The sequence below is a fragment of the Lacibacter sediminis genome, from assembly GCF_014168535.1.
GTDB classification, from domain to species: domain Bacteria; phylum Bacteroidota; class Bacteroidia; order Chitinophagales; family Chitinophagaceae; genus Lacibacter; species Lacibacter sediminis.
This window is the reverse complement of the sequence record NZ_CP060007.1, coordinates 4,950,827-4,976,304: the sequence shown is the minus strand read 5'-3', so window position 1 is coordinate 4,976,304 and position 25,478 is coordinate 4,950,827. Positions and strand designations below refer to the sequence as shown.

The 25,478-nt window shown below is 41.3% G+C and carries 18 protein-coding genes; 16 read left to right on the top strand and 2 right to left on the bottom strand.

The features are described 5' to 3' along the window. The first annotated feature begins 26 nt into the window (after positions 1 to 26). The 16 genes from H4075_RS21020 (at position 27) to H4075_RS20945 (ending at position 21,501) form a co-directional block, all read left to right on the top strand. A complete protein-coding gene (locus tag H4075_RS21020) occupies positions 27 to 3,176 on the top strand; it encodes a TAT-variant-translocated molybdopterin oxidoreductase (protein WP_182802772.1) in 3,150 nt (1,049 codons plus the stop codon). A gap of 159 nt (positions 3,177 to 3,335) precedes the next feature. Beyond that, on the top strand, positions 3,336 to 4,778 hold the full coding sequence (gene nrfD, locus H4075_RS21015; protein ID WP_182802770.1) for an NrfD/PsrC family molybdoenzyme membrane anchor subunit: 1,443 nt from the start codon (positions 3,336 to 3,338) through the stop codon (positions 4,776 to 4,778). Between the two features lie 33 nt (positions 4,779 to 4,811). Then, entirely contained in the window at positions 4,812 to 5,402 is a 591-nt protein-coding gene (locus tag H4075_RS21010) for a DUF3341 domain-containing protein (RefSeq protein ID WP_182802768.1), read from the top strand. Between the two features lie 10 nt (positions 5,403 to 5,412). Continuing rightward, positions 5,413 to 6,078, top strand: coding sequence for a c-type cytochrome (locus H4075_RS21005; protein ID WP_182802767.1), 666 nt, complete (start codon positions 5,413 to 5,415; stop codon positions 6,076 to 6,078). Positions 6,079 to 6,116: 38 nt separating this feature from the next. Further along, positions 6,117 to 7,394, top strand: a complete 1,278-nt coding sequence (locus tag H4075_RS21000) for a quinol:cytochrome C oxidoreductase (protein WP_182802766.1) — start codon at positions 6,117 to 6,119, stop codon at positions 7,392 to 7,394. Positions 7,395 to 7,446: 52 nt separating this feature from the next. Next, on the top strand, positions 7,447 to 8,550 hold the full coding sequence (locus H4075_RS20995) for a cytochrome c oxidase subunit II (RefSeq protein ID WP_182802765.1): 1,104 nt from the start codon (positions 7,447 to 7,449) through the stop codon (positions 8,548 to 8,550). Between the two features lie 35 nt (positions 8,551 to 8,585). After that, positions 8,586 to 10,400 (top strand): cytochrome c oxidase subunit I, encoded by a 1,815-nt coding sequence (locus H4075_RS20990; RefSeq protein ID WP_182802764.1) that lies wholly within the window; start codon positions 8,586 to 8,588, stop codon positions 10,398 to 10,400. A 36-nt stretch (positions 10,401 to 10,436) separates the two neighbouring features. After that, positions 10,437 to 11,354, top strand: a complete 918-nt coding sequence (cyoE, locus tag H4075_RS20985) for a heme o synthase (protein WP_255460257.1) — start codon at positions 10,437 to 10,439, stop codon at positions 11,352 to 11,354. Positions 11,355 to 11,402: 48 nt separating this feature from the next. Next, positions 11,403 to 11,972, top strand: a complete 570-nt coding sequence (locus H4075_RS20980; RefSeq protein WP_255460255.1) for a cytochrome c oxidase subunit 3 — start codon at positions 11,403 to 11,405, stop codon at positions 11,970 to 11,972. 35 nt (positions 11,973 to 12,007) lie between these two features. Then, a complete protein-coding gene (locus tag H4075_RS20975) occupies positions 12,008 to 12,679 on the top strand; it encodes a cytochrome c oxidase subunit 3 (protein WP_182802763.1) in 672 nt (223 codons plus the stop codon). A gap of 37 nt (positions 12,680 to 12,716) precedes the next feature. Further along, positions 12,717 to 13,154, top strand: coding sequence for a cytochrome C oxidase subunit IV family protein (locus H4075_RS20970; protein ID WP_182802762.1), 438 nt, complete (start codon positions 12,717 to 12,719; stop codon positions 13,152 to 13,154). 81 nt (positions 13,155 to 13,235) lie between these two features. Further along, positions 13,236 to 13,934 carry an SCO family protein gene (locus H4075_RS20965; RefSeq protein WP_182802761.1) on the top strand — a complete coding sequence of 233 codons (699 nt, stop codon included), beginning with the start codon at positions 13,236 to 13,238 and terminating at the stop codon, positions 13,932 to 13,934. A 20-nt stretch (positions 13,935 to 13,954) separates the two neighbouring features. Then, positions 13,955 to 14,527 carry a DUF420 domain-containing protein gene (locus H4075_RS20960; RefSeq protein WP_182802760.1) on the top strand — a complete coding sequence of 191 codons (573 nt, stop codon included), beginning with the start codon at positions 13,955 to 13,957 and terminating at the stop codon, positions 14,525 to 14,527. A gap of 289 nt (positions 14,528 to 14,816) precedes the next feature. Further along, positions 14,817 to 18,326 carry a T9SS type B sorting domain-containing protein gene (locus H4075_RS20955; RefSeq protein WP_182802759.1) on the top strand — a complete coding sequence of 1,170 codons (3,510 nt, stop codon included), beginning with the start codon at positions 14,817 to 14,819 and terminating at the stop codon, positions 18,324 to 18,326. A gap of 51 nt (positions 18,327 to 18,377) precedes the next feature. Next, a complete protein-coding gene (locus H4075_RS20950; RefSeq protein WP_182802758.1) occupies positions 18,378 to 19,403 on the top strand; it encodes a PorP/SprF family type IX secretion system membrane protein in 1,026 nt (341 codons plus the stop codon). A 73-nt stretch (positions 19,404 to 19,476) separates the two neighbouring features. Continuing rightward, complete coding sequence (locus tag H4075_RS20945) at positions 19,477 to 21,501, top strand: OmpA family protein (RefSeq protein ID WP_182802757.1); 2,025 nt, start codon at positions 19,477 to 19,479, stop codon at positions 21,499 to 21,501. Positions 21,502 to 21,554: 53 nt separating this feature from the next. Here the strand turns inward: H4075_RS20945 and H4075_RS20940 are convergent, their stop codons facing one another. Both H4075_RS20940 and H4075_RS20935 read right to left on the bottom strand, forming a co-directional pair. After that, positions 21,555 to 23,987, bottom strand: a complete 2,433-nt coding sequence (locus tag H4075_RS20940; RefSeq protein WP_182802756.1) for a PAS domain S-box protein — start codon at positions 23,985 to 23,987, stop codon at positions 21,555 to 21,557. Between the two features lie 231 nt (positions 23,988 to 24,218). Beyond that, positions 24,219 to 25,454: an FN3 domain-containing metallophosphoesterase family protein gene (locus H4075_RS20935; protein WP_182802755.1), complete on the bottom strand. Its 1,236-nt coding sequence runs from the start codon at positions 25,452 to 25,454 to the stop codon at positions 24,219 to 24,221. Positions 25,455 to 25,478: the final 24 nt, after the last annotated feature.

Here is a 25,478-nt window from a genome sequence, read left to right as displayed (position 1 = left end):
TTTCAAATTAGCTATCTAACAAGCATATGAGCAAGAAAAAATATTGGCAAAGTTTCGGAGAGCTGAACAATACCAAGGCATACATCAATGATGCGGAGAACGAGTTTAAAGAAGATCTTCCGTTTGAGATGGATGATAACGGAGCCAAAACGCCACGCCGTGATTTCTTAAAGTATCTCGGTTTCAGCACGGCTGCCGCTACTTTGGCTGCCAGTTGTGAAATTCCCGTAAAAAAGGCAATTCCTTTTCTTAATAAACCTGCTGATATTGTTCCCGGTGTTGCGAATTACTATGCCACTACATTCATACAGGATGGTGATGTGGTACCTGTATTAGCGAAAGTAAGAGATGGCCGTCCTATTAAACTGGAAGGAAATGAAATGGGCTTCACCAAAGGTGGTACGTCACAACGTGTACAGGCATCTGTACTTAGTTTGTACGACACTGCCCGTGTTCGTTACCCAATGGAAAAAGCAGGCGACGGTTTTAAAGAAGCTCCAACTTACGAAGCAGTAGATAAAAAAATTGCCGCTGCTTTGGCAGCTGTAGGAAGCAAACAAATCGTTTTATTAAGTTCTACATTGAATTCTCCATCTGTTGCTGCAGTAATTGAAGAATTCAAAGCAAAATATCCAACGTTTAAGCATGTAACTTATGATGCTGTTTCTTACAGCGGCATGTTACAGGCAAACGAAGCATCATTTGGACAACGTGCAATTCCTTCTTATCATTTCGACCAGGCAAAAGTGATCGTAAGCTTTGGTGCCGATTTCCTTGGTACATGGTTGAGCCCGGTTGAATTTGCCAAGCAATATGCTACCGGCCGCAAGATCGATGAGAAGAACCCAACCATGAGCCGTCACTTCCAGTTTGAAGCGATGTACAGCATGACGGGTGCAAGTGCCGATGAGCGTTATACACACCGTCCGAGCGAACTGGGTGCTGTATTATTAAACTTATATGCAAAAGTTGGCGGCGCTGTTACAGCTCCTGCTATTACTGATAAGCGTTTAGCTGCAGGTATTGATGCTGCTGCAAAAGAATTATTAGCTGCCGGTGGTAATGCATTGGTAGTAAGCCGCAGCAATAATGTAAATGCACAAATACTTGTAAACGCTATCAATGCACAAATTGGTGCATTGGGTAAAACAGTAAACTTCGGTACAACTGTTAACTACCGCAAAGGCGTTGATGCTGATATGGAACAACTGATTGCTGATATGAATGCCGGCAATGTTGGTGCTGTATTGGTACTTGGTGCAAACCCTGTATACACTTACAACGACACAAAGAAATTTGTAGCAGCATGGAAGAAAGTTGCACTCACCGTTTCATTCAACGAACGTGAAGATGAAACAACTGCAGAGTGTAACTATGTTCTTCCTGATCATCATTATTTAGAAAGCTGGGGCGATGCTGAAGCAAAAGCAGGTTACCTCTCTTTCATTCAACCAACTATTCATCCGTTATTTAAAACAAGAGCATTTGCAACTTCATTGTTGAAATGGAGCGGCAGCACTGTTGCGGATTACGAAACATATTTCAAGAATTACTGGATCAACAAACTCGGCGGCCAACTGGCTTTTGATAAAGCATTACAGGATGGTGTAATTGAACCGGCTGCTCCTGTTGTTGCAGGTGCTTCATTTAACGGCGCCGCATTAACTGATGCAGTTGCTAAACTCAGTGCTGCTAAGAAAACAGGCAAGCACGAATTAGTGATCTACCAAAAAGTAAGTATTGGTGATGGTAAAATGGCCAACAACCCCTGGTTGCAGGAAATGCCTGATCCAATTACACGTGCCTGCTGGGATAACTATGCAATTCTTTCTGTAAAAACAGCAGAAGAATTGGGTTACGTGGCTGATGATGATTTTGAAGTAAATCCGCCAAAACCTGTATTAAAAATTACAGTTGCCGGCAGAGAACCAATTGAACTCCCAATCCTCATCATCCCCGGTATGAATGCAAATACCATTGCCATTGCAACCGGTTATGGACGCAGTGAAAAAGTGGGACGTGCAGCAAAGGGTGTTGGTAAAAACATTTATCCGTTTGCAAGTTTCAACGGACAAACATATGATTACGCTGCTTTCGATGTAACCATCGAAAAGACAGATAAGATGTATGACATTGCACAGATGCAAACGCACAGCACTTATGGTAATCGTATTGAAGTAGTGAAGGAAACAAGTCTTGCTGTCTTCAAAAAAGATCCAAAGCATTTCATCAATGAACGTATGGCCGAATTGAAAGATTACGGCGGTACAGAAGGGTTGGAAGAACAGGGAACGATGTACCCGGTTTACGACAAACCAGGTATTAAATGGGGCATGAGCCTTGACCTGAACTTGTGTAATGGTTGTGGAGCTTGTGTAGTTGCTTGTAGCGCTGAGAACAACGTTTCTGTTGTTGGTAAAACTCAGGTGGCGAAATATCATGACATGCATTGGTTACGTATCGACCGTTATTTCAGTGGCGATATGGAAAATCCGGATGTTGTGTTCCAGCCAATGCTTTGCCAGCACTGTGATAATGCTCCATGTGAGAACGTTTGTCCGGTGGCAGCAACAAACCACAGCAGTGAAGGTTTAAACCAGATGACGTATAACCGTTGTATCGGTACAAGATATTGTGCCAACAACTGTCCTTATAAAGTTCGTCGCTTTAACTGGCACGACTGGAATGGCGCTGATAGCTTTAAAGACAATCAGAATCCATTGATCGAAAGCGGAAGAATCAACGAAGTAACACTTGATATGAACGAAGATCTGACACGTATGGTGTTGAATCCTGATGTTACTGTTCGTAGCCGTGGTGTAATTGAAAAATGTTCTTTCTGCGTACAACGTTTACAGGAAGCGAAATTAACAGCGAAGAAAGACAGTCGTCCAATGGTTGACAGCGATATCAAAACTGCATGTCAGCAGGCTTGTCCTACAAACGCTATTGTGTTCGGTAATGTAAATGATAAAGAAAGTGCGATCCGTAAAGTGCGTACAACTGAAGCTGCAAACCGTACTTATTATGTACTGGAGCAACTGCACGTATTGCCAAACGTAAGTTACATGGCAAAGCTGCGTAACACTGACCGTACAGTAGGTAACGAAGAAGAAGGCGGACATGGTGAAGCGCATTCAGAAGCAAAAGAAGCAGCAACACCAGCAGCACATTAATCACTGCTGTCATCCCGACGAAGGAGGGATTTGCTGAATAGAATTGAACTAAGTTGAAGAGTGCGACGCAACAGAAGACGAACAAAGAATCTGGAGCTAAGTACAAAACATAAAACCAAAGCTTACGGTGAAAGCTGAAAGCTAAAAGCGAAAACAAGTATGTCATTATTAAGGTACGAATCACAGGTTAGGGAACCATTGGTTGATGGTCACAAAACCTACCACGATGTTACAGAGGATATTTGTAAGCCGGTGGAAGCTGCTCCCACACGTTTGTGGTGGATCGGTTTCATTATTTCGGTGGCCCTGCTGTTGTTTGGTGTAGTGAGCCTTTACAAAGAGGTGGTGTACGGTACAGGTATGTGGAACCTGAATAAAACCATCGGATGGGGTTGGGATATCACCAACTTCGTATGGTGGGTAGGTATTGGTCACGCCGGTACGTTGATCTCTGCGATCTTGTTGCTCTTCCGTCAGGGTTGGAGAACAGGTGTAAACCGTGCGGCAGAAGCAATGACCATCTTTGCGGTTATTTGTGCGGGCCAGTTCCCGATCTGGCACATGGGTCGTGTATGGATGGCTTTCTTTGTAATGCCTTATCCAAACTCACGTGGTCCATTATGGGTGAACTTCAACTCACCATTGTTGTGGGACGTATTTGCGATCTCTACTTACTTTACGGTATCTCTTTTATTCTGGTATAGTGGTTTGATTCCTGATCTGGCTACACTTCGTGACCGTGCAAAAAAGAAATGGGCAAAAGCATTTTATGGTGTTGCATCTTTCGGATGGACAGGTTCAACCAAGCACTGGCAGCGTCATGAAAGTTTATCACTGGTGTTAGCGGGTTTGAGTACACCACTTGTATTATCAGTACACACGATCGTATCGTTTGACTTTGCCACTTCGGTAATACCCGGTTGGCATACAACCATCTTCCCTCCCTATTTCGTTGCGGGTGCCATCTTCTCAGGTTTCGCCATGGTGCAAACCCTGATGTTGGTGACACGTAAGATCATGAACCTGGAAGATTATATCACTATCAGCCACATTGAAAACATGAACAAGGTTATTGTATTGACCGGTTCTATTGTGGGTTGTGCTTACTTAACGGAGTTGTTCATGGCATGGTACAGTGCCGTGAAATACGAACAGGATATCTTCTTCAAATACCGTATTGCCGGTCCTTACGGATGGAGCTACTGGTTGATGATGACCTGTAACGTAATTACTCCGCAGTTGTTCTGGGTGAAGAAACTCCGCAGAAACATCGCCTTTACGTTCTTAATGAGTATTGTGGTGAACATTGGTATGTGGTTCGAACGTTTTGTGATCATCGTATCATCGCTCTACCGTGATTACCTGCCTTCTTCCTGGTCAGTTTACTATCGTCCTACTATTTGGGAAGTTGGTTTCTACCTCGGATCATTTGGTTTGTTCTTTACCTGTTACTTCCTTTTCTCCAAATACTTCCCTGTAATTGCCATTGCTGAGATCAAACATATTCTCAAGAAAAATGGTGAAAGCTACAAGGAACAAATGGATCCAATTGAAGCACAATCAGTGGAAGAATTTGCACACGAACAGGTGCATGCACATTAATTGAATAAAACGGAAAGCTAAAAGCTAAAAAATATGTCTGTAAAAAAATTCGTAGTTGGCTGTTTTGATGATGAAAAAACGCTGTTCCCTGCGGTAAAAAATACACGCAAGGCAGGTTATAAGATTCATGATGTGTACACACCCTTCCCGATCCATGGTTTAGATCATGCAATGGGTTTGCGTGATACCAGCTTACACACTGCCGGTTTTATTTATGCTATGACAGGTACAACAACTGCCTTAACATTTATGAGCTGGGTGTTTACCAAAGATTGGCCAATGAATATTGGTGGTAAACCACATTTGCCTTTACCTGCATTCATTCCCATCGTGTTTGAATTAACGGTATTGTGTGCTGCAGTAGGTATGGTGTTAACATTCTGCTACCTCTGCCAACTGGCACCGTTTGTACGGAAAGATCATTTCCACCTGCGTGCAACAGATGATCTGTTTGTAATGCCTATCGAGATCACAGAGAAAACAAATATTGAAGAAGTAAAAGCTTTCTTTCAAAGTGCAGGTGCAGTAGAAATATTTGAGAAAGATGCGGAAACAGGTTGGTGGCTTGGTCGTTACGACAAGACAAGAAAAGCATTTGAAAAAGAAGAAATCGTTACAGCATAAACATATTGAAATGCGTTCAACACAGATTGTTACAATTGGATTGGTTACAGTAGTATTGGCAGCAGCAGCCTGCAACAACGGCCCACGCCGTGATACAGGAAGGATCTACATGCCGGATATGGCTTACAGCCGTGCAGTAGAAACTTATGCCGATCACAGTAATTTAAAAGATGCTAATATTTACTACGATGCAACACCTGTTGCAGGTACAGTAAAACGTGGCGACGTTGCTTATTTCCCGTTGGCAATTGATAAAGCCGGTGATACAGCTAATTACGTTGCATCAAAGCAAATTGTAAACCCTTTGCCTGCATTGAATGAAAAAGATATGTTGGAAGCAAAGCGGTTGTACAATATTAACTGCGGCATTTGTCATGGTGAAAAATTGGATGGCAATGGTCCTTTGTATAAAGGTGGCGATGGTCCATACCCTGCAAAACCAGCTACATTGGTTGGTGATGCAAAGTATGAGAACATGCCTGCAGGTCAGATGATGTATTCTGTTACCTACGGTAGAAACCTGATGGGCAGTTATGCATCTCAGTTAAGTACCAAACAGCGTTGGATGATCATTCATTATGTAAAAAGTATGCAACCGGGTGGTGCAAAACCAGTAGCAGTGGCTGCTGATACAACTGCTGCTCCAGTTGCAGATACAACCAAGGCGTCGAAATAAGAATTACCAAACTAACATTCAACTATAAACGAAGTTCAATGGCACTGAAAGAACAATTTGAAATACCGGGCGGATTAAAAAAATGGAGCTATGCATTGATGGGTGTGGGTGTGTTAACACTCATACTGGGGATTATTTTCCTGCATCCATTTTCCGGTGGTCATGGCGAAGAACATGGAGCTGAAGCATATGGTGCAACCAAATTCTGGATGGCATTAATGCATAACAGTATCTATTGGTTACTGGTAGTAGCGGCGAGCTTCTTTTTTGTGAGTGCCACCACCCTTGCACAGGCAGGTTTTCCATTGGTGTTCCGTCGTGTACCTGAGGCGATCTCCGGCGGTATAAATGTGCTGGGTCCTATTGCATTGGTTATATTGCTTGCATATGTTTGGATCTCTGATGATCATCACATCTATCATTGGAAAGATGCAGCTCATCTTGATGAAAAATTACAAGCGAAAAGCGGGTTCTTAAATCCTGTTTTCTATACAGTGTTATCTATTGCTGCAGTTGGTTTGTGGATATGGTTCCGCAACTGGTTCCGTAAAAATTCACTGGCTGAAGATCTTGCCGGCCAGGGCGACCGTTCTTTCTATTGGAAGTCGTTAAAAATTGCAGCAGCCTTCCTCGTTACTTATGGTTTAACTGTTTTGAGTACGTTGCCATGGATGTGGTTGATGAGTATTGACGCACATTGGTACAGCACCATGTATAGCTGGTACACATTTGCAAGCTCATGGGTTGCAGGGTTATCATTGATGATGTTGTTTGTGGTGTATTTGAAAAACCACGGTTACCTCGAATTTGTGAACGAAGAGCATATCCACGATATTGGTAAGTTCATGTTTGCATTCTCTATTTTCTGGACATATCTCTGGTTCTCCCAGTTCATGTTGATCTGGTACAGTAACCAACCGGAAGAAACTGAATACTTTATTGACCGTTTAGGTTTTGGCGGTAAAGGTGATGGTCCGTTCAGAGCAATGTTCTTACTCAACCTGATCATCAACTTCCTTGCACCGTTACTCATCCTGATGCGTCGTGGTTCAAAACGTAACTATACAGTAGTAACATTAATGTCTGTGATCATCATCTTCGGTCACTGGTTAGATTTCTACCAGATGGTTACACCTGGTCCTTTGAAAGAATTAGGTAAAGATTCAAACCCGATCAGTCATTTCGTGTACAGTTTGGGTGTGAGTGCCGGTTTTCTTGGTTTAGTGATTTACCTCACGGCAAAACACTTAACAAAAGCACCGTTATTACCGAAAAATCATCCGTTGGTGAAAGAAAGTATTATTCACCATACCTGATGATTGAACAAAGAAAAAAGAATTGACGAACTATAAATAATTTGCGCAAGCTATGACTACTACAACATATCTGATCATTGCAGCCGCCCTCCTGGTGTTCATTGTTATCTTCCAGATTGCGAAGGCCAGCGAGTATGTGAGTGTATTAAAAGGTGAAGAAACATCACGCAAACAAAACAACCGTATCAACGGCTTTATGCTGCTTGGTTTTATGATTGTAGGGTTCATTGGCGTGTACTACTGCAATAAGTTGTTGTACAAAACAACATTGTTCCCTCAAGGATCTGCATCAGTTGAAGGTGAAAAGATCGATGAGATGTTCATGATCACTACTGCAGTTACCGGATTGGTATTTGTCATCACACAATTCCTGTTGTTCTATTTCGCATGGAAATACCAGGAGAAAGAAGGACGCAAAGCATTCTTCTTCCCGCACAATAATAAGCTGGAGTTGATCTGGACAGTTGTACCGGCTATCTTCTTAACTGTACTCGTTGTATTTGGTTTGCGTTTCTGGTTCCGTATTACATCTGATGCTCCGAAAGGCGCATTGGAAGTGGAGATCGTTGGAAAGCAGTTTGGCTGGATGATGCGTTACCCCGGAAAAGATAAAACATTCGGTAAAACATATTTTAAAGTGATCAGTGATGAAAACAGCAACCCGTTCGGACAGATCTGGGAGGATAATGCTGATCTGAAACTGAAAGCTGATGCTACCAACTTTGATGATGTGGTAACCACACAAACTATGTACATCGTTAAAGGCCGTCCGGTGAAATTGATCATTGGCAGCCGTGATGTAATTCATGATGTTGGTTTGAACCATTTCCGTTTAAAGATGGATGCTGTGCCGGGTATTCCTACTACACTTTGGTTTACACCTAAGTACACAACCAAAGAAATGAAAGAGCGCACAGGTAATCCTAATTTTGCATTTGAGATTTCCTGCGATCAGATGTGTGGAAACGGTCACTACTCAATGAAAGGTATTATTGAAGTAGTTACACAGGAAGAGTTTGACATCTGGATGGCGAAACAAAAGCCAAACTATTATGCGGCTTTCCCCGACAAAGATCCAGCGGCTGCTAAACCTGCTGCTGATTCAACGGTAGCTGTACCCGCTGCAGTTAAGACAACTGTAGCCATGAATAAATAATTGTATAGTCAATAGAACTGAATAAAAAAGAGATTATGAGCAACGAGACATCACACGTACACACTTCAGTAGTAAGCGTTCCGCATGAAACGCATGATGAGGTGCATCATGGTCATCACCATGAGACGTTTTTGACGAAGTATGTATTCAGCCAGGATCATAAAACGATTGCAAAACAGTTTTTGATCACCGGTATGTTCTGGGCTTTATTGGGTGGTTTGTTTTCGGTTATTTTCCGTTTACAACTTGGCTACCCCGATGCAAAATTCCCCTGGATGGAAACACTCCTTGGTGAGTGGGCTAAGGGCGGACAACTCCAGGCCGAAGCTTATTATGCATTAGTAACAATGCACGGAACCGTGTTGGTATTCTTTGTATTAACTGCAGGGTTGAGTGGCACCTTCTCTAACTTCTTGATTCCTTTACAGGTTGGTGCAAGAGACATGGCTTCACCATTTTTGAATATGCTTTCATACTGGTTCTTTTTTACTGCCAGTATTATCATGTTGTCTTCTTTGTTTGTACAAACCGGACCTTTCAGTGGTGGCTGGACAGCCTATCCTCCATTGAGTGCATTGGGTGAGGCATCGCCCGGTTCAAAAGTGGGGATGGATCTATGGCTTGTGTCAATGGCCTTGTTCGTAGTATCATCATTACTTGGAGGTCTCAACTACATTGCAACCGTATTGAACATGCGTACGAAAGGTATGAGCATGACAAGATTGCCACTTACTATCTGGGCATTCTTCTTTACAGCGGTATTGGGTGTATTATCATTCCCTGTATTGTTCTCAGGTTTTATCTTATTGATCTTTGATCGTCACTTTGGAACAAGTTTCTACTTAAGTGATATCTATATAAACGGACAAGCTTTGCCGAACGAAGGTGGTAGTGCAATTCTCTATCAACACTTGTTCTGGTTCTTAGGTCATCCTGAAGTATACATCATTCTCTTACCGGCGATGGGTATGGCATCAGAAATTCTATCAGTAAACAGCCGTAAACCAATCTTTGGTTACATGGCGATGATTGGTTCATTGTTCGCCATCACAATTCTTGCGTTCCTCGTTTGGGCTCACCACATGTTTGTAACGGGTTTGAATCCGTTCCTCGGTGCGTTCTTCGTATTGTTAACGTTGTTGATTGCGGTGCCAAGTGCCATCAAAGTATTTAACTGGTTAACTACTATCTGGAGAGGTAATATCCGCTTTACACCTGCCATGCTTTTTGCATTGGGTTTTGTGAGCTTGTTTATCTCCGGTGGTTTAACAGGTATCTTCCTTGGCAACTCTGCATTGGATATTCATTTGCATGATACATATTTCGTAATTGCGCACTTCCATATTGTAATGGGTGTGGCAAGTATGTTCGGAATGTTTGCAGGTATTTACCATTGGTATCCGAAAATGTATGGCCGTTATCTCAACAATACACTCGGCTATATTCACTTCTGGGTAACTATGATCGGTGCGTACCTCATCTTCTGGCCAATGCACTATCAAGGTTTGGCAGGTGTGCCACGCCGTTATTACAAGTTTGATATCTGGGAATCATTCAAGCATTACGACGGGTTGAATAAATTCATCAGTATCGTAGCCATCATTGTATTCCTTGTACAAATACTGTTCATCTTTAACTTCTTCTACAGCATCTGGAAAGGAAGAAAAGTAACAACACAAAATCCTTGGGGTGCAAATACCTTGGAGTGGACTACACCAATCAATCCTGGCCATGGTAACTGGGCCGGTGAAATTCCTGAAGTACACCGTTGGGCATATGATTATGCAAAAGATGGAAAAGAATTCATTCCGCAAACCACACCGGTTAGCGCTGATGAAAGCAAGCATTAATTGACAGACACAAATGTGTCATTATGATAAAACAAATTGAGCAGTCAACCGGAAGATAAGAAACAGGTGAAGTCGGGAGTGATGGGCAAGATCGAGGATTACAAACAGCTCATCAAGTTTACGCTCAGTTTTACAGTGGTGTTCAGCAGTGTGATCGCTTACATGCTTGCGCCCAATGTGGTGGAATATGATTTTGCAAGTATTCTGTTGTTATTGCTAGGCGGTATGTTGGTAACAGGCAGCGCCAATGCAATAAACCAGATAACGGAAAAAGATACAGATGCAGTAATGAAGCGAACAGGTAACAGACCTGTTGCAAGTGGAAGAATGAGTGTGCAGGAGGCAACAGCATTTGCTTTTATTGCTGCAATAATTGGTTCTTTGATTTTGTGGTTGTATTTCAGTTGGTATGCTGCAGGGTTAGCATTGCTGAGTTTATTTATTTACGGCTTTGTTTACACGCCGTTGAAAAAAGTAAATTCCATTGCTGTACTCGTAGGAGCAATACCCGGCGCATTGCCTTGCCTTATTGGCTGGGCAGCAGCTTACGATGGAGAGAATTTTTCATGGACAGGTGGATGGATATTATTTGCCATCCAGTTTCTTTGGCAATTTCCTCACTTCTGGGCTATAGCATGGGTGGCACATACAGACTATAGTAAAGCAGGATTCAAATTGCTGCCTTCGCAACAAGGACCAACTAAATTTACAGCCATTCAAACAGTGATTTACTCTTTGTTGATGATACCTGTGGGCATGTTACCGTTTTTCTTTAACATGAGTGGTGTAGTAAGCATGTGGATACTCGTTGCTGCTAACCTGTTTATGGTTATACAGTGTGTACGGTTATATTTCAACATGGATGTAAAGAATGCAAGAAGAGTAATGTTCAGCAGTTACATTTATTTACCAATTGTATTGCTTGCATTACTGGCCGATAAAATTGCACAGTAATAAAGAAAAAGAAACTGTTTCGGCAGTAATCATAAAAGCGTTTGAAAGATGGAGAAGGTTATGAGTAGCGAACGAACACAAAAAATGCATCCACATAAATTTACATTGTGGATTGCTATTGGAAGTATTACAATGATGTTTGCCGGGTTCACCAGCGCATATATTGTAAAGAGTAACCAGGCAGGTTGGGAAGCAGTGCAAGTGCCGAAGATCTTTTATTTATCAACTGCGTTGATCGTGCTGAGCAGTATCAGTATTTTCCTTGCACAAAAAGCAATGGCTGCAAGGGAAATGGCGAGATACCGTTTGCTGATCTCAGTAACAGCAGTATTAGGTTTAGCTTTTGTTGCAACACAGTTCATTGGGTTTTCTGAACTATGGGCAAGCAAAATAACATTTAAGGATAGTGTAGCGGGATCGTTCTTTTATATTATTACCGGTGTACATGCTTTGCATGTAGTTGGCGGTATCATAGCACTGGTGGTTTTATTTTTACGTGCCTATAATACCAAAACTAAATTCTACAGCACAGCGCCCGTGGAAACAGCCGGTTTGTATTGGCACTTTGTTGATCTCTTATGGATCTACCTGTTTGCATTTTTCTTACTGGTATCCTGAGAGTAAAATTTTTGAGAACAATTAAAAACAGATAAATGGCACAAACAGTAGCAGCAAACACAAAATGGTGGAGTGGCGGTAAAAGCCCCTTCAATGTGGAGTATGGCAAGTTGATGATGTGGTATTTCTTAATGAGCGATGCGTTTACATTCGGCGCATTTTTGATTGCGTACGGTACAGTACGTGTATCCAGTATTTCATGGCCCGATCCAAACTTTGTGTTTCAGTCGTTCCCTTTTTTAGGTAATGGATTGCCGTTGGTGTTTGTGAGTTTAATGACATTTATCCTCATTGTAAGTTCGGTTACAATGGTGTTGGCTGTTCACGAAGGTCATCATGGGAATAAGAAAGGTGTAGTAAAATGGATGATCTGGACAATCATTGGTGGTTTAGCGTTCTTAAGTTGCCAGGCATGGGAGTGGAATCACTTACACCATGAAGGTGCTTGGTGGGGTCGCAATCCTTTCCCTAATGCAGACGGTACTGTTGCTTCAAGCAATTTTGCCAACTTCTTTTTTACCATTACAGGTTTCCACGGTTTCCACGTATTTTCAGGTGTGGTAATCAATATTATTGTAACCATCATGGCTTGGCGTGGTGTGTTTGAAAGAAGAGGTCATTACCTCATGATCGAGAAGATCGGTCTATACTGGCACTTTGTAGATCTGGTGTGGGTATTCGTATTCTTATTCTTCTATCTTGTTTAACCCTATTCAATAACTATTACTCAGAAATAATTTATATATGGAACATCAAACATTTGGCGGGGAAGTAACAATACCACATGATGCACCGGGCGATGATTCGAAAAAAAGGATCTGGAGAACAACCTGGATTCTATCTGGTATTACCATCGTTGAACTTGCACTCGGCTATTTATTATACGGAACTGATTTCAGTGCAGGATTAGATATTGCTGTCAAAGGAGTGATTGTAATTCTTTCCCTGGCTAAGGCATTTTATATCGTTTCTATTTTTATGCACCTTGGTGATGAGATCCGTAATATGATCATGACCATTGTTGTACCGTTGGCATTATTCATCTGGTTCATCATTGCTTTTTTGTGGGATGGTGATTCATGGAAAAATCTTCGTAATGAATATCGCCCTAAAGATCCGGTTAAATACGAACAGAAGGTGGAGCCGGCACATGGTGGCGCTCATGAAGGTGGATTGAAATAATTATCTTGTCTGATTCATATTCGTCCCGGTTTTCCTTCATGGAGTATCGGGACGATTTTTTTAGCAGCGAATGAAAAGTGTATGAGTAAAAAAGGAATTCTCGGTTTATTACTGGCAGTTGGTATCCCTGTTACAGCTTATCTTATTGTAAAGTACCAGAGCGAAGGTGTTGTAGATATGCCCCGCCACTATTTTTTTGATTCAGTAACAGAAAAAACAGTGAAGGGGAAACTGGTGAAGGATACCGTGTGGCATAAAGTAGAAAACTTCAGCTTCACGAATCAATTAGGGAAAGTCGTAAGTGTTGATTCGTTGAAAGGAAAAGTGCTGGTAGTGGATTATTTTTTTACCCGTTGCCCAAATCCATGTCCCACGCTTACACGTAATATGAAGAAGATGCAGGATGCATTTCTGAAAACAGATTCGCTGGTGCATTTTATTTCGTTAACAGTTGATCCGGCAAGAGATAGCGTGGAAGCACTGAAACGATATGCTGATAAGTATAAGGTGAGGCATAACAACTGGTGGTTCTTAACAGGCGATAAACAAACCATTTACAAACTTGCTTATGATGAATTTAAAGCAGCAACAATTGATGGAGGCGAAGTTGATACTGCTTTTCTTCATACCAATAAATTTTACCTGCTTGATAGAGATCGTGTAATACGTGGCTGGTACGATGGAACCGATTCAATTGCAATGGCGAAGATGGCGAGAGATATCGGGTTATTGTTTCTAGAGAAAGACAAGAAGAAAAAGCGAAACCTGTTCCGTAAATAAAGCTATAAGAATAAACAACTATGTCGTACAGTAGAGAACACAGACGTGGGAAATTACCCCCGGCAATTGAGAAGAATGATAAGCTTGCTTACATCCTGATTTTTGCGGTAAGTATTATCGTGTTTGTAGCAGTAGCTTTTCTAAGTCGTGTAGAGCTGAAAGTAAATCTCGGATTTGATAAGCACATTTTTGCAAGACTCAATGCATTGATCAATACGTTTGTTGCGTTGCTGTTGCTGGGCGCATTGTTCGCAGTGAAAGACAAGCGTTACCGCACACACAAAAAGCTGATGCTTTGGGCAATTGGTTTTTCGGTGATGTTTCTCGTGTCTTATATCTGTCATCATTTATTTACAGGAGAAACAAGTTATGGCGGATCAGGCCTTATTAAAATTGTCTATTACTTTATTCTCATTACTCATATCGTCCTTGCGGGATTGATCCTTCCTTTTATTTTATTTACAGCTTACAGAGGCCTTACTGCAGAGTTTCATAAACACAAAAAACTTGCACGCATCACATGGCCGTTGTGGCTTTATGTTGCTGTTACGGGTGTGATTGTGTTTTTAATGATAAGCCCTTATTATAACTAAAGGTTTTTTGAAACATTCCCTTTTTCATTTTTTGAATTATCTGCGCAGTACGTAGATACCAGTGTGCACATAGGTTAGTTAACTGTGAAATCAGCAATACAAGAAAGTAATTACAGCAAAACTGTTTTACGTTTTTTGAGCATGAGTAGTACGCATTTTCGTGTTCCCGACACCGTAAGTATAAACACACAATTTTTAAGGAAAAATACTGTATCTCTTTAAAAATAATATTGAATGTGTTATGTTTATGCGTTAATTCTCCGTATTAACCTGAACTAACAGCTAAAAAATGAACCCAAAAAATCCAATTTCCTTTGCAGGAACGTTATTGTTCCTGGTGCTTTCTTACTTCTCACATGCACAATCGTTCGGAACATTTGCTTCCGCAAGAAGTATAAACTATAATCAAACCGATTATAACGGAATCGGCATTTCCGGAAAAGTATTTGACAATGCCAACCCGGCTGTGTTTACACTTGGTGATTTCCCTTTGTTGCATAATTGGAATCTTACCGATGACCAAATTGGTACTGCAAGTGATCACGCCTTTTTTGCACCTACCATTTCAAGTTCCAATCCTACTACCTGTAACGGTACCGACGGATCGGTAACGATCAATGGATTAACACCCGGTACAAGTTATGATATTACTTATACCGATGATGGTAATGCAGTTGGCCCCGTTACTATTGTTGCGAACGGCGCTGGGCAGGCAGTCATTAACGGGTTAAATGCAGGCGTGTATGCAGGATTTACAATCACAGAAAACGGAAATACAACGAACTTGTTTTCAGGTGTTATCTTATCAAATCCAATCATTGTTCCATCGTTCACAGCAATACCGGCTTTCTGCGCAGGAACAACTGCACCACTATTACCAACTACATCAAACAATGGTCTTACAGGTACATGGAATCCTTCAACTGTAAGTAATACCGCAAGTGGTTCTTACACCTTTACACCAACTGCAGGTCAATGTGGTTTACCTGTAACGATTAATATTACTGTAACTCCACGTACAACACCAATATTCAGTTTTGCAACGAGTATTTGCGAAGGAGTAACTGCACCAACACTCCCAACAACTTCAAATAATGGTGTGAGTGGTACATGGAACCCTTCAACTGTAAGTAATACAGCAAGCGGTTCATATACATTCACTCCAAACTCAGGAGAATGTGCAAATCCTGTTACCGTTAATGTGATTGTAACACCGAATGTGACACCAACATTCAATATTGCAACAAGCATATGCGAAGGAGCAACGGCTCCGAGTTTGCCTTCTTCATCAACAAATGGAGTAACCGGTACATGGAGCCCTTCGGCTGTTAGCAATACTGCAAGCGGATCCTATACATTTACACCAACTGCGGGTCAATGTGCTTTACCGGTTACAGTAAATGTAACAGTAACGCCGAATGTAACACCCACCTTTACTATTGCATCGAATATTTGTGAAGGAGCAACGGCACCTACACTCCCAACAACTTCAGATAACGGGGTGGCCGGTACATGGAATCCTTCAACTGTGAGTAATACAACGAGTGGTTCTTACACCTTTACACCAACTGCGGGTCAATGTGCGCTGCCTGTTACAGTGAATGTAACAGTTACGCCTAACGTGACCCCAACATTCAGTTTTGCAACAAGCATTTGCGAAGGAGCAACTGCACCTTCACTCCCGTCAAGTTCAGATAACGGGGTGGCTGGTACATGGAATCCTTCAACTGTGAGTAACACTGCAAGTGGTGCTTATACATTTACACCAACCGCAGGTCAATGTGCTTTACCTGTTACAGTGAATGTAACGGTTACGCCTAACGTTACTCCAACATTCAGTTTTGCAACAAGTATATGCGAAGGAGCAACTGCACCATTATTACCATCTTCATCAACGAATGGAGTTACCGGTACCTGGAGTCCTTCAACAGTAAGCAATACCGCCAGCGGTTCGTATACATTTACACCAACAGCAGGGCTGTGTGCGTTACCTGTTACAGTTAATGTAACAGTTACACCAAATGCCACACCAACATTCAGTTTTGCTACAACAATATGTAGTGGCGCAACAGCTCCTTTGTTACCAACAACATCAGATAATGGCGTTACCGGTACATGGAGCCCTTCAACAGTAAGTAATACCGCCAGCGGTTCGTATACATTTACACCAACAGCAGGGCTGTGTGCGTTACCTGTTACAGTTAATGTAACAGTTACACCGAACGTTACACCAACATTTAGTTTTGCTACTACAATATGTAGTGGCGCAACAGCTCCTTTGTTACCAACAACATCAGATAATGGCGTTACCGGTACATGGAGTCCATCAACAGTAAGCAACACCGCCAGTGGTTCTTATACATTTACACCAACAGCCGGGCTGTGTGCGCTTCCTGTTACAATTAATGTAACGGTTACGCCAAATGTTACACCAACGTTTAGTTTTGCAACAAGCATTTGCGAAGGCGCAACCCCACCAACATTACCAACAACATCAAACAATAACATTACAGGTACATGGAATCCTTCAACGGTAAGCAATACCGCAAGTGGTTCTTACACCTTTACGCCAACAGCAGGTCTTTGTGCACTGCCTGTTACAATCAATGTTACTATAAATCCTATACTTACTCCAACATTCAGCTTTGGCGCTGCATTAAGTATTTGTAACGGTGCAACTGCTCCTGCATTACCCAACACATCAACAAATGGTATCGTTGGCACGTGGAGTCCTGCAACAATCAGTAATACAACCAGCGGCACCTATACGTTTACACCAAATGCAGGTCAGTGCGGAACAACCACAACATTGAATGTTACGGTGGTTGCGAACACAGTTCCAACATTCAGCTTTGGAACTACACTTACTATCTGTTCAGGCGGAACAGTGCCTCTTTTACCAAACACATCTGATAATGGCGTGAACGGAACATGGCTGCCTGCAACAGTAAGCAATACTGCAAGCGGCACCTATACCTTCACACCAACTGCTGGTGTTTGTGCAACAACTCAAACATTCACCGTAACAGTGAACCCGATTGTTACACCAACATTCAGTTTTGGGACAACTGCTTCTATTTGTGTGGGTGCAGCTGTTCAGGCGCTGCCAACAACATCTGTAAATAATATAACAGGTACATGGACTCCTGCAACAGTAAGCAGCGCAACAGCAGGAACGACTATTTATACCTTTACACCAACAGCAGGACAATGTGCAGTAACACAAACCTATACTGTTGAAGTAAGTACAGTGCCAACTGTAACTGTGCCTGCAAATATTACAGTGAACGATGGAACCATTATACCAGCTACTAATTTCACGATTACACCTGCAGGTGCAACTGTAAGCTGGACGAACTCAAACACAGCAATTGGTTTGGCTGCATCAGGCAATGGTAATGTGCCACAGTTTACTGCAACCAATCCTGGTAATACAGATATCACGGCAACAATAACTGTTACACCACGTAACAATGGTTGTATCGGTACGCCAAGAACTTATACCATTACCGTAAAGGCTTTGGATAAAGGAGTGTTTGTGCCGAATGTGTTCTCACCAAACAATGATGGTAAGAACGACAGACTGATGATCTATGGTAATTATATCAACAAAGTGGAGATGCGCATCTTTAACCAGTGGGGACAACAGGTTGCTTTCCTTAACAGCCAGACACAAGGTTGGGATGGAACACATAAAGGCAAACCGCAACCGGTGGGTGTGTATGTGTATGCATTGCGTGCAACCATGACCGACGGACGCACTGTTGATCTCAAAGGCTCAATTACACTTGTTCGATAAAATACTATTAACCTGATAACCATATTTAAAATCTTATATCTGTTCAATACAATGAAAAATAAATTCATCACACAACACGGTTTGCTTACAGCATGTCTGTTAATGCTCGGCATGCTTCAATCGGTTGCCCAGACAGATCCACATTTTACGCAGAACTACACCTATCCTATGTACACTAACCCGGCAATGACGGGTGGCAGCGATGGTGATTATCGTGTATCTGCTATCTACCGTAACCAGTGGGGAAGTGTAACCAATCCTTACAGCACTGCAGGTTTATCGTTCGACACACGTACCAGCAAAAACATTGCAGTAGGCGTTAACCTGATGAATCAAAAAGCAGGCGACGGTGGCTTCAACTACTTCAATGCATACGGTTCTGTTGCTTACACCGGCGTAAAGTTTGGTGCTGATAATAATCACCGCCTGGTGCTGGCAATACAGGCGGGTTTAATAAACCGTAAAGTAGATCAATCAAAATTCAAATGGGGCGATCAATGGAATCCCATTACTGGTTATAATGCAGGAAACTCTACAAATGAATCTTTTGCAAATACCAACTCTACTACATTCGACGCAGGCGCAGGTGCGTTGTATTACGATGCAACACCCGATAAAAAAACAAATGCATTTGCAGGTCTTTCAGTGTTTCATATCAATCGTCCGAAAGATCCCATTATTTCTTCGGGCAGTGTAGCACTCAATACCATTCCGCTCCGTTATGTGTTGCATGGTGGTTTAAGTTTCAATTTATCTGAACGTACCAGTATTGTACCACATGTTTTATACATGCAGCAGGGTACAGCAATGGAAGCAATGATTGGTACATACGTACAGCTGAATGTAAATGAAGAAACTGATTTTATGTTTGGTGGATATTATCGTTTGAAAGATGCCATTGCTCCTTTTGTGGGTGTTGACTGGAGAAACTTTATTGTGGGATTGAGTTATGATGTGAACGCTTCAAAGCTAGGATCAATGACAAGAAACGTAAACAGTTTTGAATTAAGTCTTTCTTATATCAAACGTAGCGGCACCAGAAGCATTTTCGACTGGATCCGTTGCCCACGCTTATAATTTTTTGAAGTGAATGATCAACCTAAAGAAAAAAATGAAACCCAATATCTCTCTTCAACAAAAAGCTTCTACAATGAACATTGTATATAAAACAGCAGGAAAAATTGCCCTTTCGGCAATAGCCTGCACACTCTTTCTGCAAACACAGGCACAGGACAAACGTATTGTGCAGGCCAATGCCTACTACGCATCCGGTGATTATTATACAGCTGCACAGTTGTATGAGCAATTTCTGAAACCCGGCCCCAAAGAAAAATCAAAAGCTGATTTTCCGCTGAATGCAAAACGCAACAGCCAGGGAAGTGGGATGGGCAAAGGCGTTACAAAAAATGATATCATTTATAAACAGGCAGAAAGTTTTCGCCTGGCAAATTATTTTCCGCAGGCGGCAGAACGCTACAAAACTGTTGCAGAACAGGAGCCATCTAAGTATAACGATGCATGGTACTGGTATGCTGTATGTCAACGCAGCCTTGGTAAATATGATGATGCAGAAGAAAGTGTTAACCGCTTTCTCAGCAACGTAACTGCCAACGATCCTTTGAAAGCAGCTGCAGAAAATGAATTGCAAACATTGAAATATATAAAAGCGCAACTGGTACGTCCTGATACTGTGATGTACACACTTAATAAAACAACTCTTGCAAACGAAACAGGAAAAGGTGTATTTGCAGCTGTGCATTTAGGCGGTAATCAATTTCTGATTACAAGTACTGAAACTGATACTGCTGCAACTGCAGGTGTAAATCCATATCACAGTCGTGTGTTTGCTGCAACATTAGAGAACAACGAATTTAAAGTTGGCGAGAGTGTTTCTCTTCCAACAAGTGAAGTAGCCATTAACCAGGGAGCTGCGAGTGTAAGTGCCGATGGCAATCGTATTTACTTCACACAATGGAAAAACAGTAATAGCCGTAAGAGTTCTGCCATTTATCTTGTAACAAAACAAGCTGAAGGATGGAGTGCACCTGTTGCACTTACTTCAGTGAATGCAGATGGCTACAGCAGCAAACAACCTTATGTTTCTACAGATGGGAAATATTTATTCTTTTCATCTGATCGTCCCGGTGGTGCAGGAGGTTTTGATATCTGGTATGCTCCTTTACAAGCCGATGGTACAACAGGGGAAGCTGTAAACACCGGTGCTGTTATTAATACAGCAGCTGATGAACAGGCACCATTTTATCACAGTTACAGTAGCATACTTGTTTTTTCCTCAAACGGAAAGCAGGGAATGGGTGGATTTGATCTCTATACTTCAAAAGGCTGGGAAACTGCATGGAAGCCGGCTGAAAACATGGGACACCCTGTTAACTCAATAAGAGATGATGTGTATTATCATACAAACGATAAAACCTCTGTATTAAAAAATGCAGTGTTCAGTTCTGATCGTGGTTCAGAATGTTGTTTAGAAACATATACAGTAAGTAAAGCGCCGAAGAAAAAGATCATTACCGGATTGGTGATCGATAAAAAAGATAATCAACCTGTGAGTGGTGTTACTGTATTAGTGAATGCTGGTGGCAAGCAATTAAAAGCAACCACTGATGCTTCCGGCCGTTATACGGTTGAAGTAGATACAGATGTTACAGGTAATGTAACGGTGAGCAAACATCGCTACAGCGAAAAACAAACTGATCTTACTATTGTAAATACTGACGAAAAAGACTGGAGCACTGATAAGTTTACCAATAAAGATATTGTGCTTGAACGCAAAATCATTCTTACACCTGAAACGGTTGTAACAGTTTACTTTGATTTTGATAAGCATAACATTAAAGATGATGCAGCATTCAAACTTGATTCATTATATGATATCCTGGTAAAGAATCCGGGAGCAATAGTACAGATCAGTGGTTACACCGACGGTTTGGGCACAGTTGAATACAACAAGGTACTTTCTGATAAACGTGCAAAGGCCTGTGCCGATTACCTGATTGCAAAAGGCCTGGATACAGCCCGCATCAACTTTGAATCATTTGGTGAATGTTGTCCGTTGGAAATGGAAGTGATCAATGGTCGTGATAATGCAGATGGCCGTGCGAAGAACAGAAGAGGATTGATCAATATTTCTTACCCGCCGAAAGAAGAGGAATAAGATTGAATGAATAATAAAAAGCCGCATCATTTGATGCGGCTTTTTATTTCTAATCAAACACCCTGGTACATATCTTCCGTCTGCAATTCAACCGAAAGCATAAACCCATTACCCGGACTTGTTATAATATCCATTGTGCCATTGTACACACTTAGCCGGCTTGCAATATTTTTTAAACCAATACCCTCTTTTGCAGCTTTTGTTGTCATACCATCGCCATCATCACGAATAGTTAAGCGAATAGATTCTTCGTTTGATGCAAGCGAAAAGATCACTTTTGAAGCATTGGCATATTTGATAATATTCGTACACTGTTCCTGAGCAATCCGGTAAAGAGTGAGCTTTTGTTTTTCATTCAGGCCGTCTTCGTTAAAGTTGTTCAATTCAACTTCCACATCAATACCTACAAAGGCAAGCATACTGTTTGCAATTTTGTAGATCAGGTCAACCAGTGTTTCCTGGCTTAAAAAAGGCGTTACCATTTCATGCGCAATACGCCTGTTTTCATTCATTACCTGGTTAATGGCATCAACACACATTGTAAGATACTGTGTGTGTTTTTCAGGATTTTTCTGAATCATCTGTAATAACAGCTTTGTGCCGGCAAGCAGTTGATTGATGTTGTCGTGCAACTCCTGCCCGATTGCATTACGCTCTTTTTCCTGTGCATCAATAGCTGTGGCAGTAATTTCGCTGGCAGTTTTTTTCTGTTGCCTGATCAATTGTTGTTGCAGTTCTTTTCGCTTACTGATATCACGAATATAGGCGCAGGTAAAACTGTTGTTATCGGTAAGCACTTTTAAAGCGAAGAACTCAACAGGAAATTCTTTGCCATCACGATTAACAACTGTTGTTTCGATGATACGATCTAAACTTTCAGCATTTCTCGAATGCAGGAAATGCAGGATACCTTTTTCTGCAAACTTGCGATAGCCTGTCGGAATAATTGTTTCATGAAATGGTTTTGCTTTTATTTCATCAAAAGACCAACCAAAAAGACTTTCAGCCTGGTTGTTCCAGAAAATAATATTGTTACTGTTATCAACACAGATAATGGCATCAAGCGAAGAGTTCATAATGATCCGCCTGATCTCTTCACTGTTTCTTGCTGCTATTTCGTTTTTCTTCAGCTTTGTAATGTTGCGTATGAAAACAGACAGACCATCACTGGATGGATAAATATGGTTCTCCTGCCAAAGATCAAGTGCGGGATAATGATCGGTATTAGTTACATAAACCTGTTCTTTCATCGCTTTTTCAAATGCACGGAAAGTATCTGAACCAACTGCATCAGGAAAAATTTCCCAAACCGTCTTCCCAATCAGTTCATCAGCAGGTTTGTGGATCAACTCTTCTGCTTGTTTGTTTAGAAATGTATAACGGAATTCATGATCAACAGCTATGAATGCATCGCTGATGCGTTCAATTAATGTTTTGTATTGTTCCCGGCTGCGTTGTGCTTCTATTTCAGCTAAACGTTTTTCAGTTATATCTCTGAAATAGATGACTAAACCGTCAGAAGCAGGATAAATACTGATCTCGATCCAGCGTTTAAAATAAGAAGAGTAACCTTCATAGAACACTTCTTTTTGAGTGTTCATGGCTTGTTGAAAGGCGGTGTGAATTTCGCCCCCTGAAGTTTCAGGAAAACACTCCCAAATATTTTTACCGATAACCGATTGATCAAATAGTTGCGCAGCATTTGCATTGATGTAAGTAAAACGCCAGTTAATATCCAATGTGAAAAATCCATCAGAGATCTGTTCGATCATCTTCCTGAATCGTACTTCACCTTCGAGCACTTCTTTTGTTTTTTTCTGTACTTTTTCTTCAAGTTCTTCTTCTGTTTGCTTTTGTTTTTTGAAATACAGAACGATCCATCTGAAAATAACTGCAAATAAACAGAAGATGATAAACAACATGGAGAACAGGAAGACATTCATTTGCCGGAGCGCCTGTTCATTGTTACTGCGTTTTTGCTGCAGGAATGTATTTTGAAGGGCATTTATTTTAATACCTAGCAGCCTGATGCTATCAGTATATCTTTTGCCAACACCACTTGCTACGAGATCCCTGGCCGCATCGGAATTATGCAGCATTGTTGTTTTGATCATTAACCGGGAGAACACGATCCGCTTACTGAGGAGAGGTTTTAATGAATCAATAAATATTGACTTGATAGCAGGATTCTGAATGCGATGCTCAAGCTGACTGCTGTATGATTTTAATGTGCGTTCAGAAGCGTAAAGTGGTTCAAGAAAACTTTCATTGCTGGTGATAACATAGCCACGTGCGCCCGTTTCATTATCGAGTACGGCAAGTAGAAGTTGTTGTAATTGATAACGGATATCTTCGGAGTACATTACTTCCTGATTGGTATCTTTCAGCGTTGCCGTTCGACGTATAGTAATATAAACGATCGATACAATAAGAATTGTAAAGAGTAATAAGGTGACTAGTATTGAACTTCTGATCGATAGTTTCATAGATTTCATTACTTAATGCGACAAAACTGATGAATAAACTGTGGATTTGGTTTTGTTCGATCGTTAAGTATGCTCTCTTAAAATTATGAAACATGTGTAAGAATTACAAGTATTTTAAATATGTATTCATGTAGCTAAGATTAGGTAATTCTGATTACCGGGATAAAATTTACTTGAAAAAAGTTAATCTAATCGGCTGAAGCGAATATTGAAACGGTGTCTTTATATATTTTATCGATTTGGATTAACCGTATACTTCCCCACTTCCGTTCCATCATCTTTTAACATTAGCACATTCAAAGATTGTTGATCAGCATGTACTTTAATGAGTGTGCGTTTGCCATTGGTTGGTCCTCCACCAATAATAATGGGATAATTATGTTTTCCTGCAACCGGCGGATGCACGCCATAAGTATGTGTATGTCCACAGATGAGGAGATCGATCTTATATTTATCAAACAAAGAAGAAAACAATTCCCTGCAGTGCAACGTACCATGCGCATCACCCGAATAGAATGTGGGGATATGCATCATCACCACTTTATACTTCGCTTTCTTACAGGCTTTTGATTTTAATTGTTGTTCAAGCCATGCTGCTTGTTGAATACGGAACTGATCAAAATCAACAATGCCGGCATAAACAGGATGAGTATCTTCTTTATCTTCTCCTGTATCAAGTGCAATGGTGAACACAGGTCCAGATTGAAAGGAGAAATAAGCGCCATTTGGTGCAGAGAAATAATCTTTCAGTTGGCGTGCATATTTTCCTCTTGTTTCATGATTACCTCTTACAAACAGCATTGATTTTTGTGCAGCGAATGATTCAGTACATGGAGTGAGCAAATGATCGATGATCTGTTTTTCATCCGTTTGATAATCGAACATATCACCATTCAGGAAAACATATTGATAAGGGTCGTTATCATTTAATTGCAGCAGTTGTTGAAACGATGCGGGCCGATCGTGAATATCATTTAACACCAGCCATTGTGTTTCTTTTGCTGCCGGGTTGAAGGTTGTAAATGAATGGACATCGCTGCTGATCGTTTCGCCGTATGTAAGTTTGTAAGGTTGAAAGTCTTTGATCTCTTTTGCAATCACTTTATATTCATAGGTGGTGCCGGGCTTTAAGCCGGTAAGTTTAATTTCATGTACACGGTTATTGGCATCTACCAAACCATCTGATAATGTATGTGCTTTTTGTGCAGGCTTTCCCGGTTCATTATATTCAACCCAGCAATACGAATTCTTATTTGTGATACACCGAATATACATGATGGCATGTTCAATACTATGCAGGTATGGTTTGCAGAGAAAGCGGTGATCATCAGCTTCAATATCTTTTTTTGAATCTGCAGCAAATGCAGCAGAAGGCAAACCGGTAAGGCTTACTGTACTGAGCGCAGCAGCTTTCGTTAGTGAATCAATGAATTTTCTGCGGCTTACTCCTGTTGATTCATCGTTCATAATGAAACTGTTTTTAATTCAATA

Excerpts from the sequence above, each read along its gene's own strand:
- H4075_RS20945 (WP_182802757.1), top strand. The coding sequence starts at position 19,477 with ATGAACATTGTATATAAAACAGCAGGAAAAATTGCCCTTTCGGCAATA.
- H4075_RS21000 (WP_182802766.1), top strand. The coding sequence starts at position 6,117 with ATGGCACTGAAAGAACAATTTGAAATACCGGGCGGATTAAAAAAATGG.
- H4075_RS20950 (WP_182802758.1), top strand. The coding sequence starts at position 18,378 with ATGAAAAATAAATTCATCACACAACACGGTTTGCTTACAGCATGTCTG.
- nrfD (WP_182802770.1), top strand. The coding sequence starts at position 3,336 with ATGTCATTATTAAGGTACGAATCACAGGTTAGGGAACCATTGGTTGAT.
- H4075_RS20955 (WP_182802759.1), top strand. The coding sequence starts at position 14,817 with ATGAACCCAAAAAATCCAATTTCCTTTGCAGGAACGTTATTGTTCCTG.
- H4075_RS20980 (WP_255460255.1), top strand. The coding sequence starts at position 11,403 with ATGGAGAAGGTTATGAGTAGCGAACGAACACAAAAAATGCATCCACAT.
- H4075_RS20960 (WP_182802760.1), top strand. The coding sequence starts at position 13,955 with ATGTCGTACAGTAGAGAACACAGACGTGGGAAATTACCCCCGGCAATT.
- H4075_RS21005 (WP_182802767.1), top strand. The coding sequence starts at position 5,413 with ATGCGTTCAACACAGATTGTTACAATTGGATTGGTTACAGTAGTATTG.
- H4075_RS20975 (WP_182802763.1), top strand. The coding sequence starts at position 12,008 with ATGGCACAAACAGTAGCAGCAAACACAAAATGGTGGAGTGGCGGTAAA.
- H4075_RS20965 (WP_182802761.1), top strand. The coding sequence starts at position 13,236 with ATGAGTAAAAAAGGAATTCTCGGTTTATTACTGGCAGTTGGTATCCCT.
- H4075_RS20990 (WP_182802764.1), top strand. The coding sequence starts at position 8,586 with ATGAGCAACGAGACATCACACGTACACACTTCAGTAGTAAGCGTTCCG.
- H4075_RS20940 (WP_182802756.1), bottom strand. The coding sequence starts at position 23,987 with ATGAAACTATCGATCAGAAGTTCAATACTAGTCACCTTATTACTCTTT.
- H4075_RS20995 (WP_182802765.1), top strand. The coding sequence starts at position 7,447 with ATGACTACTACAACATATCTGATCATTGCAGCCGCCCTCCTGGTGTTC.
- H4075_RS21010 (WP_182802768.1), top strand. The coding sequence starts at position 4,812 with ATGTCTGTAAAAAAATTCGTAGTTGGCTGTTTTGATGATGAAAAAACG.
- H4075_RS20970 (WP_182802762.1), top strand. The coding sequence starts at position 12,717 with ATGGAACATCAAACATTTGGCGGGGAAGTAACAATACCACATGATGCA.
- H4075_RS21020 (WP_182802772.1), top strand. The coding sequence starts at position 27 with ATGAGCAAGAAAAAATATTGGCAAAGTTTCGGAGAGCTGAACAATACC.
- H4075_RS20935 (WP_182802755.1), bottom strand. The coding sequence starts at position 25,454 with ATGAACGATGAATCAACAGGAGTAAGCCGCAGAAAATTCATTGATTCA.